Origin of the sequence: Nocardioides alkalitolerans DSM 16699 (assembly GCF_000426525.1) — a bacterium.
In the GTDB taxonomy this organism is placed as follows: domain Bacteria; phylum Actinomycetota; class Actinomycetes; order Propionibacteriales; family Nocardioidaceae; genus Nocardioides; species Nocardioides alkalitolerans.
This window is the reverse complement of the sequence record NZ_AUFN01000013.1, coordinates 1-15,507: the sequence shown is the minus strand read 5'-3', so window position 1 is coordinate 15,507 and position 15,507 is coordinate 1. Positions and strand designations below refer to the sequence as shown.

The following is a 15,507-nucleotide window of genomic DNA, read 5'->3' as shown; positions in this document are numbered from 1 at the left end:
CGCCTGACGAGCCGCCTGACGAGCCGCCCGACAGCTGCCCGGTCAGCCGCGGGCGCGCGCCAGCTCGGCGAGCCGCGCGAGCGCCGCGGGGAAGATCTCGGCCGGCGGGGTCACGAGGCCGGCGCCGACCTGGCCCACGCCGGCGACCTTGCCGGCCATGCCGGTGTTGATCTGCGGCAGGATCCCGGTGCGGCAGACGAGGGAGACGTCGATGCCGGTCGGGGTGCCCTGGAACTCCAGCACCGGCACCTGCCACCGGGGGTTCTCGCCCAGCGTGATCTCGTGCATCCGCCGCGTCGTCGCGAGGGCGTCGGGCACGGAGCCGCCGACCAGCCGCACGATCGCCGGGGCCGTGGCCATGGCGAACCCGCCGATGCCGGCCGTCTCGGTGATGGCCGAGTCGCCGATGTCGGGGTTCGCGTCGTCGGGCCCGTAGTCGCCGAGGAACAGTCCCTCCGCCACCTGGGCCGGACCGGTGAACCACTCGTCGCCCGTGCCGGCCGTCTGGATGCCGAAGTCGGTGCCGTTGCGCGCCATCGCCACGACGAGCGTGGCGCCCTCGATGCCGCGGGCCGCGTCGAGCGCCAGCTTGCAGGCGGGCATGGCGAGGTTGAGGAAGAAGTGGTCGTTGCCGCCCACGAAGGCCAGCGCGGCGGCGACGTCGTCGGCGCTGAAGCCGGCGTCGGGTCCCGCGGTCACCAGGTAGGGCGCGAGGTCGCGCAGCAGCATGAGCGTGCCCGCCCGGTTGCGGTTGTGGGCCTCGTCGCCCATCTGCAGCATCTGGGTGAGGATCCCGGTGACGTCGACCGCGCCGCCCTTCGGCGAGGTGTCGGCCGCCTTCGCCCGCACCGCCGCGCGCAGCAGCGGGCCGAGCACGTCGGCCATCCAGCGCAGGCGCTCGAGCACGTCGGGGGAGTAGGCGCCGTACCGCAGCACCTTGCCGAGGCCCTCGTTGAGCGAGCAGTAGGTGCGTCGGCCGGTCTCCGGGTCCTCCAGCACGAACATCCACATCGACGGCGTGACGACGCCCGCCATCGGGCCCACCGCACCGCGGTGGTGGCAGGGGCCGAGCGTGAAGGTGCCGTCGGCGAACGACGCGGGGGCCGCCTCCGGGTCGTCGACGAGACCCTCGAAGGCCGCGCCGGCCATGAGCCCGCCGCGCAGCGGGCCCGACGCGCGGTCCCAGGTGATCGGGGGACCGGCGTGCAGGAACTCGCCGCGGCCCAGGCCGAGCACCTCGGACGCGGGCGCCACGTCGACGAGCGTCGCCTGGACGCCGAGGACCGCCTCGAGGGCGCGGGCGTTCGCCGTACGGCGCAGCGGGTCGCCCGCGACGGTGACGAGGTCGGCCTCCGTGCCCGGCATGGGCGGACGCCAGTCGACGCGGTCGACGGCGACGGCCTGGTCGACGAGGGCGTCGGAGAGCAGGGCGATCCCGGAGGTCGTGACGCGCTCGGGGGTGGGGGCGGGGCTGCTCATGCGGCTCCTCCTGCGGGGGAGAGGGCGAGGGCGAGCGCGCGTCGGACGGCGGCCGCGTTGGACGGGTGGACCTCGGCGCCGGCCGCGACGAGCGCGGCGGCCTGGGCGTCGTGGCCCTGCGGGTCGCCCCGCGTGCCGACGAGCGCGACGACCACGGGTACGGCGCTCCCGGCCACCAGCGGCGCCAGGCCGGCTGCGGGGTCGGCCTCGGCGCCGTGGCCGAGCACGACGTCGAGCACCACGGCGCCGGTGGCGGGGTCGGCGAGCACGCGGGCGAGGTGCTCGTCGCGGAGCGTGGGGTCGATCATCGGGTGGGCCCGGCCCACGGTGAGCTCGTCGTCGCCGAAGTCGACGACGGCGTGCCCGGGGCCCGCGAGGTCGGCGGCCGCGCGGCCGACCGTCGTGCCGGTGCCGTCCGCGAGCAGCAGCGCCGCCTCCTGGGCCAGGGTGCCGCCGACGTAGAGCCCGCGCACCAGCGTGCCGTCGACCGCGGCCCGGGCGGTGCCCGACGGAGCCAGGTCGACGCTGAGGCCCAGGCGGGTGACGACCCGCTCGGCGACCTCGGTGAGGTCGGCACGGCCCGGGCCGAGCAGCGCGAGCTCGACGGGCGTCGAGAGGGCGGCGGCGGCCCGCTCGACCGCCTCGCCGACCTCGGGCGCCGGGGGCTTGGAGACGAGCACGATGACCTCGACCGCCGGGTCGGCGTCGAGGCGGCGCAGGGCCTCCAGCGTCGCGAGCCCACCGACCTCGGCCGAGAGGTCGCGTCCGCCGACGCCGAGCGCCGAGGCGACCCCGACGCCGGCCCGGTCGAGCAGGGCGAGCAGCTGCTGGCAGCCGGTGCCGGAGGCGGCGACGAGGCCGACCGGGCCCGGCTCGACCACGTTGGCGAACCCGAGCCCGACCCCGCCGACGACGGCGGTGCCGCAGTCGGGGCCCATGACGAGGAGCCCACGCTCGGCGGCCGTGCGCTTGAGCGCCACCTCCTGGGCGAGCGGCACGTTGTCGCTGAAGACCATGACGTCGCGGTCGGCGTCGAGGGCGTCCATCGCCTCCAGGAAGGCGCCGCTGCCGGGCACCGACACCAGCGCCAGGTCGCCGCCGTGCTCGCGCAGGGCGGCCCGGGTGGTGCGGTGCGGGGCGACCTCGGCGGTCGTGTCGCTGCGGCGGCGCACCAGTGCCGCGTCGACCGCGGCCAGCGCGGCGGGCAGCGCGTCGGCGTCGGCCAGGCGCAGGGCGACGACCATCGCGTCGGGCGTGGTCGCCGGCAGGGTGAACCCCATCTGGGCCAGCACCTCGAGGTTGAGGTCGGTCGCCATCGCCACCTGCGCCGCCTCCACCCCCGGGGTCCCGGCCACGGTGCGGCTCACCTGGAGGAGGGCGACGGAGTCGGCATAGGCGCCGGCTCGGACCTCGACGTGCTCGTGACTCATGCGGCATGGCCTCCGTGGGACGGGACGAGGGAGCGGGGGGACGTGAGCGGGGACGTGTGCTGGTTCGTGAGGTGGTCGATCGCCGTGCGCAGGCCGAGCAGCAGGCCGGCGCCCGAGGTGTGGCCGACCCGCACCAGGTCGGTGACGGCGGCCTGCAGCGCGGGCCGACCCGTGCCGGCCAGGTGGCCGGGCAGGGCCCGGACCACGGCGGCGTACTGCGGGAGCACCTCGCCGCGCAGGGCGCAGTCGAGGAGCGTGGCGGAGAGCAGGGTGGTGCGGCCGAGGTGTCGGACGACGGCGTCCTCGACGGCGGGGGCGGCGGCGCCGGAGGCCCGGTGCAGCGCGAGCCACCCCGCGAGCACGTCGTCGCCGAGGGGCGTCAGCCCGCTGCCCCGGCCGACCAGCAGGAGCACCGCGGCCGGGTCGCCGGCGGCCAGGAGCCGCAGCGCGGGGGCGGGCAGCTCGGCGGCGACCGCGCCGACGACGTCGGCCGCGCCCCGGGCGAGGGGCACCTGCCGCAGCGGGGCGGGGTCGAGGCGGGGGACGGAGACGTCGACGAGGCGGCGCACGACGACGGCGGAGTCGTCGAGGTGCAGCACCCCGTCGGCGACCCGGGCCGAGCGCACCGCGGCGAGCGGGCCGAGGTCGGGGGAGGCGACGCGCAGGGCGCACGGCACCGAGGTCGCCCCGGCGGCCGTCACCCCGACGCACAGGTCGTCGAGGCGGAGGTAGAGCGCGTGGAGGCCGCGGTGCACGACCGGCACGGGGCCCGACGCCGCGGCGAGGCGGTCGCGCACCCGGGCGGGAGCGGCGGCCGGCACCACGCGGGGGCCAGGAGCTCGACGGGTCACGCCCCGAACCTAGTCAGCGGGCCTACACTCCGGCGATGTGAGGTTGTGCCAACGGAACGTCGATGCGAGGACAAACCTTGATAACCACCGGTGAAGCTGCTGCGGCGGCACTGGCGCGGATCGACGCGCTGCACACGGCCCTGACCCAGATCGTGCTCGAGGGCGGGGCGCTCGACCAGATCGCTGCGGAGGTCGCCCGCGTGCTCGGCGTCGACGTGCTCGTCACGTCGACCGACGGTCGGGAGCGGGCGGCCGTGGTCTCCGACGCGTCCTGGGCCGCGCTGACCGAGCGCGAGCTCGTCGACCCGACCGGCCGCTTCCGCGTCGAGCGCGCCAGCGGGCGCGGCATCGAGGTCGGGGCCGGCGAGCTGCGGCAGCTGCGGATCGTGGCCGGCGGCGACGACCTGGGCCGGCTGGTGGCCTTCCGCGCCGAGGGCCCGGTCAGCGCCGACGACGTGCACGCGCTCGAGCGCGCCGCCGCGGTCGCGGCGCTGCTCATCACCCGGGAGGAGGCGGTGACCGCGGTCGAGAACAAGTACCGCGGCGACTTCCTGCGCGACGTCTTCCTGCGACGGGCGGGCAACGAGCAGTACGTCGTGGAGCACGCCCGCTCCTTCGGCTGGGACCTGACCTGGCCCGTCGTGGTCGTCGCGGCCGAGATCGACCCCCTCGACGCGGGGGAGTCGCCGGTCTCGAGCCGGGTGCGTCGCCGCTGGCAGGAGCGGTTCGCCCACGCGTGGAGCGTGGTGGCGAAGGGCCACGACGACTCCGCGCCCAGCGTCGACTTCTCCTCCGAGGTCGTGACGATCGTGCCGCTGCGGCCCCCGGGGGGCGGGACGTCCGGCGCCGACGACGCCCCCGAGGTCGACCTCGGCGCGTTCGCGGAGCGCTCGGTGGGCCGCATCGTGGCCGGGGTCGCGGGGGACCGGGGCGGCGGTCGCCGGCCGTTCTCCGTCGGGGTCAGCCGGGTGGTGACGGGCATCGCCGCCCTGCCCGACGCCTACGCCCAGGCGCGACGTGCGGTCGAGGTCGGCCGACGGGTCCACGGCGGCCGCTCGACGACGTACTTCGACCAGCTGGGCGTGCACCGCCTGATCGCCCTCGTGCCCGACGAGGCCGAGCTGGCGTCGTTCACCGCCGACGTGCTCGGGCCGCTGGCCGGCGACGACGCCGAGGCCGTCGACCTGCGGGAGACGCTGCAGGTGCTGCTCGACACGAACTTCAACGTCGCGGAGGCCGCGCGCACCCAGTTCTTCCACTACAACACGATGCGCTACCGGGTCGGCAAGCTCGAGCGGCTGCTCGGTCCGCTGTCGCGCGACCCGCACCTCCGGCTCGACGTCGCGGTGGCGCTGCGGGTGCTCGAGGTGCTGCGGCCCGGCGTCCGCGAGGGCCCGCGGGAGCCGGCCGCCGGGCGGGACGGTCGCGGCCGGGTCACCGTTCCGTGACGGTACGACGCGCGCCCGCCGTCGCCCTGGACGCGCGGGCGAGTCCTGCTACAGGCTGGACCGGTCGTTCGGCAGAACTCGACGTTACCGAGCCCCGGGGCCGGCACTAGGTTCGGTCGGCACGGGCCCGGCACACGGGTCACGGACGGACCGGCACGCATGCCGGGTCAGCACGATCGCGGTGAGGGAGTCGGCATGGGTCTGTTCACGTGGGAGAAGGTCGATCCCGCTCCGGGGGAGGCCGTGGCGCCGCACCAGCGGCTGTCGTGGGGCAAGACGATCGGGCTGGGCGCGCAGCACGTGGTGGCCATGTTCGGCGCCACCTTCGTGTTCCCGCTCATCATGGGCCTCGACGCCAACCTGGCCATCATGTTCTCCGGGGTCTGCACGATCCTGTTCCTGCTCATCGTGAAGAACAAGGTGCCGAGCTACCTCGGCACCAGCGCCTCGTTCGTGGGCGGTGTCTTCGCGATCCGGGCCTCGGGCGGTGACTCCTCGGACGTCACCGGCGCGATCATGGTCGCCGGGCTGCTGCTCGGGGCCATCGGGCTCGCGGTGCACTTCGGCGGCACCGGCCTCATCAACCGCCTGCTCCCGCCGGCCGTCACCGGCGCGGTCGTCATGCTCATCGGCTTCAACCTCGCGCCCGTCGTGGCGAACACCTACTGGCCCCAGGACCAGTGGGTCGCGCTCGCGACCGCGTCGTTCATGGTCGTCGCGGCGGTCCTGCTGCCGGGCTTCTGGAGCCGCATCGCGGTGTTCCTCGCGCTCGTCTTCGGCTACGCGCTCTCGTACGCCCTCGACCTCACGACCGGCACCATCAGCTCGGTGCTGCCGGGCGCCAACACCCTCGACGCCGACGGCAACCCCTGCACGCCGGAGGGCCTCTACTGCGTCGCCACGGCGTTCGAGCACGACCGCGTCAACTGGGACGCGGTCGGCAACGCCAGCTGGCTCGGCTTCCCGAGCGGCACGCTGGGCGACGGCGTCAGCGTCGTGCACGGCCCGAGCTTCTCGCTCACGTTCATCCTGCTCGTCATCCCCGGCGTCATCGCCCTCATCGCGGAGAACACCGGTCACGTGAAGGCCGTCGCCGAGATGACCGGTGAGGACCTCGACCCCTACATGGGCCGCGCCATCGGCGCCGACGGCTTCGCCACCGCCTTCTCCTCGGCGTTCGGCGGGTCGCCCACCACGACGTACGCCGAGAACATCGGCGTCATGTCGGCCACCCGCGTCTACTCGACGGCCGCCTACTACGTGGCGGCGATCGTCGCGATCCTTCTCGGCCTCTGCCCGAAGTTCGGAGCGGTCGTCAACGCGATCCCCGGCGGCGTGCTCGGCGGCATCACGGTCGTGCTCTACGGGATGATCGGCCTCGTCGGCGCCAAGATCTGGGTCGAGAACCGGGTCGACTTCGGCAACCCCGTCAACCTGGTCGGCCTGGCCGCCGGCATCATCGTCGGCGTCGGCGACGTGACCCTCGTGGTCACCGACGACTTCCAGATCGGCGGCATCGCGCTCGGCACGATCCTCGTGCTCGTCTACTACCACCTGGTGAACCGCGGCCGTGCCGCCACGGGCGGTGGTTCCCGCCGGGCCACGCCCGACGACGGCGACGGGGTGAGGAAGACCGCGTGAAGCCCGCCCCGGTCGCCTACGCCCGCCCGACCAGCCTCACCGAGGCGCTCGAGCTGCTCGCGGGCACGCCCGACGCCAAGGTGCTGGCCGGTGGCCAGAGCCTCGTGCCGCTGCTCAACATGCGGCTCGCGGCCCCGACGCTGCTGGTCGACATCAACCGGCTGCCCGGTCTCGACCACGTGATGGCCGCGCCGGACGGCGTGCACGTGGGCGCCCTCGCCCGCCACAGTGCGGTGCTCGCCGACGCCGCGGCCCGTCGTACGCAGCCGTTGCTGGCGGACGCGCTCTCGCACGTCGCGCACGCCACGATCCGCAACCGCGGCACCACGGTGGGCTCGATCGTGCACGCCGACGCCGCCGCCGAGATGCCGGCCGTGCTGGCGGTGCTCGACGGCCACGTCGAGGTCGCGTCGGTGCGCGGCCGGCGCCGCATCGAGGCCCGCGACCTGGTCGTCGGCCCGCTGCAGTCGTCGCTCGAGCACGACGAGGTTGCGCTCGAGGCGTGCTTCCCGGCGCTCGACGCCCGCGCCGGCACGGCGTTCACGGAGATCTCGCGACGCCAGGGCGACTACGCGCTCTGCGGCGTCGCCGCGGTCGTGATGCTCGACGAGGACGGCGCGGTGGCGAGCGCGCGCTGCGGCTACCTCGCGGTGCACGAGACCCCCGCGGTGGTCGACCTGCCGGCGCTCGTCGGCGCGCGCGGACCGCTGGGCGACGACGTCGTCACGGCCGCCTCCGACCTGGCGCTGGGCGTGCTCGACGTCGAGGGCGACATCCACGGCACCGCCGCCTACCGACGTCACCTCGTGCGCGTGCTGACGGCGCGGGCGCTGCGCACGGCGTACGACGACGCGGCCACCCGCACCACCACCCGGACGACAGCCCCGACCCCGACCACTGGAGGCACGGCGTGAGCACGACCAGCACCGACCAGGCGGCGGAGCCGACGTACGACGTGCGGCTCGTCGTCAACGGCACGCCCCACGAGGTGCGGCTGCCGGCCCGGCGGCTGCTCTCCGACGCGCTGCGCCACGACCTCGGGCTCACGGGCACCCACGTCGGGTGCGAGCACGGCGTCTGCGGCGCCTGCACCGTGCTGCTCGACGGTGCGCCCGCCCGCTCGTGCCTGGTGCTGGCGGTCTCGGCCGACGGCGCGGAGGTCACGACGGTCGAGGGCCTCACCGAGGACGACGGCACGCCGCAGGGCCGCCTCGGCCCCGTGCAGCAGGCGTTCGTCGACTGCCACGGGCTGCAGTGCGGGTTCTGCACGCCCGGCTTCCTCACGACCATCACCGCGGGGCTCCGCGACAACCCCGACCCCACGCACGACGAGGCCCGCGAGATGGTCGCCGGCAACCTGTGCCGCTGCACGGGCTACCAGAACATCGTCAAGGCCGTCGAGCGCGCGGCCGACCTCGCCGGGCGGGGCCGTCCCGACGGCGACGACGCCCGGCCTGCCGACGGGGGTGCCGCATGACCACGAGGCTCGTCGGCCAGAAGGTGCCCCGCGTCGAGGACCAGCGCTTCCTGCGCGGCGGCGGGAAGTACGTCGACGACGTGCTCGTCGGGGCGACCACCCTGCACGCCGCGGTGCTGCGCAGCCCGCACGCCCACGCCCGCGTGGTGGAGATCGACGTCGAGGACGTGCTCGACGTCGAGGGCGTCCACCTCGTGTGGACCTACGAGGACCTCGCCGACGCCGCCGTGATGCCGGCGACGATGGCGGAGCCGCTGCCGCTGCTCATCCCGCACCCGGCGCTGACCCACGGCCGCACGCAGTACGCGCTCGCGAAGGACGAGGTCAACTACGTCGGCGAGGCCGTCGCGTTCGTGGTGGCGAGCGACCGGTACGTCGCGGAGGACGCCCTCGCCCGCATCAGGGTGACCTACGACTTCCTGCCGCCCGTGGTCGGCGTCGACGCCGCCCGGGCGGCCACGAACCTGGTGCACGACGACGTGCCCGGCAACGTCGGTGCCCGCCTCGAGCAGACGGTCGGCGACGCGCCGGCCGCGATCGCGGCGGCACCCCACCGGCTCGCGCTCGACCTCACCGTCGAGCGCAGCGCCTGCATGCCGCTCGAGGGCCGCGGCACCGTGGCGCGCTGGGACCCGGACTCCGGCCGCCTGACCATGTGGACCTCGACGCAGACCGCGAGCGGCGTGCGCGCAGCCGTGGCCGTGAAGCTGGGCCTCGACCTCGGTCAGGTCGACGTGCTGACGCCCGACACCGGCGGCGGCTTCGGCGTGAAGATCAACCACCCGTGGCCCGAGGAGCTCCTCGTCCCGATGGCGGCGAAGGTGCTGGGCCGCCCGGTGAAGTTCACCGAGGACCGGCGCGAGCACTTCATCTCGTCGGCCCACGAGCGCGGCCAGGTGCAGCACGTCGAGGTCGGCTTCGACGACGACGGACGCCTGCTCGGCCTCGACGTGGAGTTCTGGCACGACCACGGCGCCTACACGCCGTACGGGCTGATCGTCCCCATCATCACCTCCACCCAGCTGCTCGGGCCCTACAAGCCGGGCGCCTACCGGGTGGTGTTCGAGAGCCTCTACACGAACACCGTGATGGTGACGCCCTACCGCGGCGCCGGTCGGCCGCAGGGCGTCTACGCGATGGAGCGGACGATGGACGCCATCGCCGCCTACCTGGGCAAGGACCGCACCGAGGTGCGGGCCGTCAACTTCATCCAGCCCGACGAGTTCCCCTACGACCACCAGATGGTGTTCCAGGACGGTCGGCCGCTGGTCTACGACTCCGGCGACTACCCGCAGTCGCTGGAGAAGATCAAGGCGCTCGTGGGCTGGGACGAGTTCACCGCCGTGCGCGACGCGGCCCGCGCCGAGGGACGCACGGTCGGCATCGGGCTGGCCTGCTACGTCGAGGGCACCGGCGTCGGGCCCTACGAGGGCGCCCACGTGCACGTCGAGACCTCGGGCAAGGTGAAGGTCGCGACCGGCCTGACGACCCAGGGCCAGGGCCACGCGACCGTCTTCGCCCAGCTGGTGGCCGACGAGCTCGGCTGCCGGTTCGAGGACGTCGAGGTCGTCACCGGCGACACCCGCCGCATGCCCTACTCGGTCGGCACGTTCGCGTCGCGGGCCGCCGTCATGAGCGGCTCGGCCATCCACCTCGCCGCCAAGCGGGCGAAGGAGAAGGCGCTGCGCATCGCCGCCGACGCGCTCGAGGCCGACGAGGGCGACCTCGAGATCGTGGACGGCATCGTCTCGGTCCGCGGCGCGCCCGGGTCGTCGATCTCGCTCGGCACGGTCGCCGTGCTCTCCAACCCGCTGCGCTACGCGTTCGACGAGGCGTCGAAGGCCGCCACGCAGTTCACGGTCGGCGACCCCGGCCGCCCGCCCGTGGCGGAGGACGACGAGCCCGGCCTCGAGGGCAAGGACTTCTACTCGCCCGAGCGCTCGACGTTCGCGTCGGGGATGCACGCCGTGATCGTCGAGACCGACCCGGAGACGTGCGAGATCCGCATCCTCAAGTACGCCGTCGTGCACGACTGCGGCCACCTGCTCAACCCGATGATCGTGGAGGGCCAGGTGCACGGTGGCGTGGCCCAGGGGATCGGCGGCGCGCTCTACGAGCGCATGGAGTACGACGAGTCCGGGCAGCTGCTCAACGCCTCCTTCATGGACTTCCTCATGCCGTACGTGACCGAGGTGCCCGACGGCATCGACATCGACCACCTCGAGACGCCCTCGCCGCTCAACCCGCTCGGCATCAAGGGTGCCGGCGAGGCCGGCGTGATCCCGTCGGCGGCGGTCTTCGCCTCCGCGATCGAGGACGCCGAGGGCTTCCCGATCACCGCCATGCCGATATCGCCGTCCGACCTCTTCGCGCTGCGCCAGCAGCACGCCGCCGGCGCGTCCGGCGCGCCCGACCCGTCCCGCCCGTCCGACCCGTCCGACCAGGAGGACCGATGAAGATCACCGGCGACCACGTGCTGCCGTTCCCGCCCGAGCAGGTGTGGGACGCGCTGCTCGACCCGCAGGTGCTCGTCGCCACGATCCCGGGTTGCGAGCGGCTCGAGACGACGGGGGAGAACGCGTACGGCATGACGGTGAGCGCCGGGGTCGCTTCGATCAAGGGCACGTACGACGGCACCTGCGTCCTCTCCGACCTCGCGCCGCACGACTCGCTCGTGATGCGGCTCCAGGGCGCGGGGGCACCCGGCACCATCGGCGCCACGGTGAACGTCGCGTTCGCCCCGACCGAGGACGGCACCCGCATCACGTACGACGCCGACGCCGTCGTGGGCGGCATGGTCGGTGGGGTCGGCCAGCGGATGCTCACGTCCGTCGCGAAGCGCATGGCGAAGGAGTTCTTCGGCAACGTCACGATGGCGGTGGCGGACGGACCGGTCACGGACGCGCCGGCGGCGGCAGAGCCCGGTGCCGCGGGCGTCCCGGCCGCGTCGGGCGGGCAGAGCGGGGCCCCGGCCGGCGGTCAGACCGTGGGCCAGCAGTTCCGCCGTCCCGCCGCGTCCGGTGGGTCGTCGTCGGGCGGGGACTTCCTCACCGGCGTCGCCGTCGGGGCCGGGCTCGTCACGTTCGGCGTCGTGCTCGGGTCGGTGCTCGGGCGTCGGCGGTGACGCTCACCCCCGACTCCACGGCGCGGGCGATGGCCGCGGCCGTCGCCGCCCGGGAGATCTCCGCCCGCGAGCTCCTCGAGCTGCACCTGGAGCGCATCGACGAGCGCAACCCGGAGCTCAACGCCCTGGTGTCGCTCGACCCCGAGAAGGCACGGGCGGCCGCGCACGTCGCCGACGAGACCGTCGTACGGGCGGCACGGGACGGCGCGACGCTCGGCCCGCTGCACGGCCTGCCGTTCGCGGTGAAGGACACCCACGCCGTGGCGGGCTGGCGCACGACGTACGGCTCGCCGCTCTTCGCCGACCACGTCCCGGAGCGCGACGAGCTCATCGTCGAGCGCATCCGCGGCGCGGGCGCGGTGGTGGTGGCGAAGTCGAACGTGCCGGAGTTCGCCGCCGGCTCCCACACCTTCAACCGCGTCTTCGGCACGACCCTCAACCCGCACGACCCGACGCGGTCGGCGGGCGGGTCCAGCGGGGGAGCGGCGTGCGCGCTCGCGAGCGGCATGGTGGCCCTGGCGGACGGCTCCGACATGGGGGGCAGCCTGCGCAACCCGGCGTCGTTCTGCGGCGTCGTCGGCCTGCGCCCCAGCCTCGGCCGCGTGCCGGAGTGGCCGCTGGCCAACCAGTGGGAGACCACGTCGGTCGGGGGACCGCTGGCGCGCAACGTCGGTGACCTCGCCCTCCTGCTCTCCGCGCTCGCCGGGCCCGACGCCCGCGCCCCCCACGCCCTCGGCGACCCGGGAGCGACCTTCGCCCCGCCGCTGCTCGCGGACGGCGCGACCCCGCTGGCCGGGCTGCGCGTGGCGCTGTCGCCGGACCTCGGCGGTGCGTTCGCCGTCGACCCCGAGGTACGACGCGTGGTCGCCGAGGCCGGTGCCCTCCTGGCCGGCGCCGGCGCGCAGGTCGACGACGCCCACCCGCGTCTCGACGAGGCCGAGGACACCTTCCGCACCTTGCGGGCCTGGCACTTCCAGGCGAAGTTCGGCGCGCTGCTCGAGGCGCACCCGGACGGCTTCAAGCAGAGCCTCGCCGACAACATCCGCGCGGGCGCGCACCTCACGGGCCGCGACGTCGCCCGCGCCTACGCGCAGCGCACCGCTCTGTCGGAGCGCATGCGGGAGTTCTTCACGTCGTACGACGTGCTCGTCCTCCCCGTCTCGCAGGTGCCGCCCTTCCCTGCGGACCAGGAGTACCCGACCCACGTCGACGGCCAGGAGATGGCGACCTACCTCGACTGGATGCGCTCCGCGTACTACGTCACCGTCACCGGCTGCCCGGCCATCTCCGTGCCCGCCGGCACCACCCGCGACGGACTCCCCGTCGGCGTCCAGATCGTCGCCCCCCACGGCGCCGACCGACGCCTGCTCGAGGTCGCGGCGGGGTTCGAGGCGGTCGCGGGCGTCGGGAGCTGAGCGGTCGCTCCCCGGACCGTGCTCGTCGTGCGTCCGCCGGGCGTGTTCGAGAGAATCGTCGGCATGGACGAGACGCCCTACCTCGACGCCCTCGCCGAGCGCGCCATCGACGCCTACAACCTCGATGAGGACTCGCCGCACGCCCCGGCCCTGCGTCGCGTGGGGGCGCTGGTCATGTTCCACGGGATCGCCCTGAACGGCGGGCTGGTGGGTGGCGGGGTCGAGAACTGCCTGCTCAGCGGCAACGAGCAGCACCTGGCCGACGCGGTCGCCGCGTACCGCTGGCTCGGTCTCGACGACGCCGCCGATCTGGTGGAGCGCGCGACCGCCGAGTACCGCCGCTTCCAGCCCGCCGAGGGCACCGAGTTCTCCGACGAGGACGACGCCCTCTGGGATCAGCTGTGGGTCGAGCTCGACGAGGCGTACTTCGCACTCGTGCCCGACCACGTCATCGAGGCGGCGCTCCTGACGCGATCCGCCGAGCTGCCCGGAGGGTGAGGTCTGGCGTCGCGAGCCCGGTCGCGGTGAGCGCGGCTTGGCTGGTGGGTGAGGGGTGAGTGCGGCGCGTCCGGTGAGTGAGGGGTGAGCGCAGCTGGTCGGTGGGTGAGGGGTGAGTGCGGCTGGTCGGTGGGTGCGGGGCGAGCGCAGTTGGTCGGTGGGTGAGGAGCGAGCGCAGCGAGCGTCTCGAAGCCACAACTTCGGGCATGACGGCACACCCCAGCGACGGTGGTGTCGCTGGGGTGTGCGGTCAGGCGGGTACGACGCGCGGTGGGTCAGGCGGCGCGGTCAGGCGGTAGCGGGATCGTGCCGTGGGGGTCGACGAGGTACTGGTGGTCGTGCGGGCTCGTCCAGATGAAGGAGCCGTCGGGTAGGCGCCGGTAGCGCCACCTGCGTTCTCGCCCTACGCCGCTCATTGAGGGGTGCGTCTTCACGCGGTGATGCCTGCGACAGAGCGGGGCGAGGTTGGTCGTGGAGGTCTGGCCCGGTGGTCCGCCGTCCTCTGCTCGGACGTACTCGTCGACGTGGTCGAGGTCGCAACCCCGTGCGGGTCGAGTGCAGTGGGGGAACACGCAGGTGGGCCTCGTGAGGCGGACGCGTTCGGCGATCCGGTCGGGGATCTCGTAGGCGTCGACCGCGACCTGGTCGCGCAGGTCGATGACCGGCTTCACGACGACCTGCGTCAAGGATGACCTGCACCATTCGCGGACCTGCTCGGCGAGCACGAAGCTGCGGGTCTTCTCGACCCGGGCGAGGTCGACGCCGCCGCAGGCGTTGGGGTCCAGGTCGGTGAGGGCGGCTTCGGCGAGGTGGACGTGCAGGACGACCTGGCGGGCCTTCGATCGCGTCGCGGCTGGCGCGGTGTCGCTGCCGGTCTGGTTGCTGGCCTCGCCCGTCGTGGTCCGCACAGCGTCGGCGTTGTCGCAGCCGCTGAGGTCGAGGGTCGTCTGGCGCCGCGCGATCTCACCGACCGCGGATGATCGTCGTGCGTCGAGGGAGTCCAGCGACCCTGCCACTGCGAGGTCAGCGGCCACGCGGGACACGGCGTTCTCGAGGTCGAGGGCGTCGGCGAGGTCGAGGGTGCCGGACACCGGCACCACACCCCGAGCCGGGTCCACCTGGGCGTCGAAGTCGATGTCGAACCGGCGGGTGGCGTCGGAGTCGGCGCGGTCGAGCTCGGCCTTCTCGGGGTCGAACCGGGCGACCGCCTCCGCGACCAGCTTCTGGGCGGTGACCATCCCGGTCTTGTGCGCCACGGGGGCGAGGTGGCGGTCGACGAACTCGGCGCCATCCGGTGTGAGCTGGGTGGTTTCCTGGGCGATCTTCCGTGCCCGCCACGCCGGCAGCACCCCGTCGACCACCCGGTTCCAGAGACGCGGGAGGCGGTGGCGGAGCTCGACCGCCTCGCCGACGAGCCGGCGACCCGAGTCGGTCGACAGGCCGAGTGCGGCCGCGATCTCGACGACGCAGAACTCGGACACCAGCGGCGCGCCCGGTCCGCCGAGCTCCCCGAACACGTCCGCGCCCGGCAGGAGATGCGCATCAGGGCGGATCAGCCCGAACGGCCCGTGCTGGTTGGCGACCTCACCGTCCTCGGTGTGGGCGTCCGCCCAGTCCGCGACGGCGACGAGCACCTCGACCTCAGCGACCCGCTGGCGCGCCAGCGCCGCCCGGGCACCGTCGAGCAGCACAGCCGGGGAGGCGGCGCTCGAGACGGTGTCTCCGAGGGTGGCGGTGGTCGGGCTCATACCCTGATTCTATTCGATCACGCGTTCGATCGCTAGCCTCTGATGGTGATCTGGGGATAACTGTTTGACCAGGTCAGAGGGCTTTTGGCGCCCCGGGCGACATGGTGTCGAGACGGGCCTGGCGGCCCTCCTGGATCACCACGGGCGCGAGCGCTTCGGCCCTCCTCGAGCACCGGAGCCGTGGTTTCGAGACGCTCGCTGGCGCTCGCTCCTCAACCACCGCGAGACGCCGCTCCTCCGCCACCGCGGGCCTGGTGGCCCTGCTCAACCACCGCAGGCGTGGTTTCGAGACGGGCCTGGCGGCCCTCCTCAACCACCGCGAGACGCCGCTCCACAAACCACCGCGGGCGCACGCGCCTCGGTCTTCCTCACCCCAGAGCGATGCCCCCACCACCC

General features: G+C 74.3%; 12 protein-coding genes. 8 read left to right on the top strand and 4 right to left on the bottom strand.

Annotated elements, in window-relative coordinates; translation table 11 throughout:
* Positions 1 to 42: 42 nt before the first annotated feature.
* The 3 genes from K329_RS0111975 to K329_RS26405 are packed head-to-tail and all read right to left on the bottom strand — an operon-like array spanning position 43 to position 3,760.
* On the bottom strand, positions 43 to 1,479 hold the full coding sequence (locus K329_RS0111975) for a YlbE family protein (RefSeq protein WP_028473228.1): 1,437 nt from the start codon (positions 1,477 to 1,479) through the stop codon (positions 43 to 45).
* Positions 1,476 to 2,909: an AllF/FdrA family protein gene (locus K329_RS0111970; protein WP_028473227.1), complete on the bottom strand. Its 1,434-nt coding sequence runs from the start codon at positions 2,907 to 2,909 to the stop codon at positions 1,476 to 1,478. Before K329_RS0111970 ends, K329_RS0111975 begins: the two co-directional genes overlap by 4 nt.
* Complete coding sequence (locus K329_RS26405) at positions 2,906 to 3,760, bottom strand: oxamate carbamoyltransferase subunit AllH family protein (RefSeq protein WP_084541244.1); 855 nt, start codon at positions 3,758 to 3,760, stop codon at positions 2,906 to 2,908. The genes K329_RS0111970 and K329_RS26405 overlap by 4 nt, the downstream gene beginning before the upstream one ends.
* A 77-nt stretch (positions 3,761 to 3,837) precedes the next feature.
* Here K329_RS26405 and K329_RS26400 point away from each other — a divergent pair, with 77 nt between their 5' ends.
* The 8 genes from K329_RS26400 (at position 3,838) to K329_RS0111925 (ending at position 13,363) form a co-directional block, all read left to right on the top strand.
* A complete protein-coding gene (locus K329_RS26400; RefSeq protein ID WP_211225841.1) occupies positions 3,838 to 5,208 on the top strand; it encodes a PucR family transcriptional regulator in 1,371 nt (456 codons plus the stop codon).
* Between the two features lie 195 nt (positions 5,209 to 5,403).
* The gene (locus K329_RS26395) at positions 5,404 to 6,849 is read left to right on the top strand and encodes a uracil-xanthine permease family protein (protein ID WP_084541242.1); all 1,446 of its coding nucleotides are present in this window, start codon (positions 5,404 to 5,406) and stop codon (positions 6,847 to 6,849) included.
* Positions 6,846 to 7,763: an FAD binding domain-containing protein gene (locus K329_RS0111950; RefSeq protein WP_028473226.1), complete on the top strand. Its 918-nt coding sequence runs from the start codon at positions 6,846 to 6,848 to the stop codon at positions 7,761 to 7,763. Before K329_RS26395 ends, K329_RS0111950 begins: the two co-directional genes overlap by 4 nt.
* Positions 7,760 to 8,326: a (2Fe-2S)-binding protein gene (locus tag K329_RS0111945; RefSeq protein ID WP_028473225.1), complete on the top strand. Its 567-nt coding sequence runs from the start codon at positions 7,760 to 7,762 to the stop codon at positions 8,324 to 8,326. The genes K329_RS0111950 and K329_RS0111945 overlap by 4 nt, the downstream gene beginning before the upstream one ends.
* A complete protein-coding gene (cutA, locus tag K329_RS26390) occupies positions 8,323 to 10,782 on the top strand; it encodes an aerobic carbon-monoxide dehydrogenase large subunit (RefSeq protein WP_052336802.1) in 2,460 nt (819 codons plus the stop codon). Before K329_RS0111945 ends, cutA begins: the two co-directional genes overlap by 4 nt.
* Positions 10,779 to 11,450, top strand: coding sequence for an SRPBCC family protein (locus tag K329_RS0111935; protein ID WP_028473224.1), 672 nt, complete (start codon positions 10,779 to 10,781; stop codon positions 11,448 to 11,450). Before cutA ends, K329_RS0111935 begins: the two co-directional genes overlap by 4 nt.
* Entirely contained in the window at positions 11,447 to 12,865 is a 1,419-nt protein-coding gene (locus K329_RS0111930; protein ID WP_028473223.1) for an amidase, read from the top strand. The genes K329_RS0111935 and K329_RS0111930 overlap by 4 nt, the downstream gene beginning before the upstream one ends.
* Before the next feature lie 63 nt (positions 12,866 to 12,928).
* Positions 12,929 to 13,363, top strand: coding sequence for a DMP19 family protein (locus K329_RS0111925; RefSeq protein WP_157571703.1), 435 nt, complete (start codon positions 12,929 to 12,931; stop codon positions 13,361 to 13,363).
* 275 nt (positions 13,364 to 13,638) lie between these two features.
* Here the strand turns inward: K329_RS0111925 and K329_RS0111920 are convergent, their stop codons facing one another.
* Positions 13,639 to 15,111 (bottom strand): HNH endonuclease signature motif containing protein, encoded by a 1,473-nt coding sequence (locus K329_RS0111920; protein ID WP_028473221.1) that lies wholly within the window; start codon positions 15,109 to 15,111, stop codon positions 13,639 to 13,641.
* Between the last annotated feature and the right edge of the window lie 396 nt (positions 15,112 to 15,507).

Bases quoted from the DNA above. Each gene is read 5' to 3' on its own strand.
- K329_RS0111975 (WP_028473228.1), bottom strand. From the start codon at position 1,479: ATGAGCAGCCCCGCCCCCACCCCCGAGCGCGTCACGACCTCCGGGATC.
- K329_RS0111970 (WP_028473227.1), bottom strand. From the start codon at position 2,909: ATGAGTCACGAGCACGTCGAGGTCCGAGCCGGCGCCTATGCCGACTCC.
- K329_RS26395 (WP_084541242.1), top strand. From the start codon at position 5,404: ATGGGTCTGTTCACGTGGGAGAAGGTCGATCCCGCTCCGGGGGAGGCC.
- cutA (WP_052336802.1), top strand. From the start codon at position 8,323: ATGACCACGAGGCTCGTCGGCCAGAAGGTGCCCCGCGTCGAGGACCAG.
- K329_RS0111935 (WP_028473224.1), top strand. From the start codon at position 10,779: ATGAAGATCACCGGCGACCACGTGCTGCCGTTCCCGCCCGAGCAGGTG.
- K329_RS0111925 (WP_157571703.1), top strand. From the start codon at position 12,929: ATGGACGAGACGCCCTACCTCGACGCCCTCGCCGAGCGCGCCATCGAC.
- K329_RS0111920 (WP_028473221.1), bottom strand. From the start codon at position 15,111: ATGAGCCCGACCACCGCCACCCTCGGAGACACCGTCTCGAGCGCCGCC.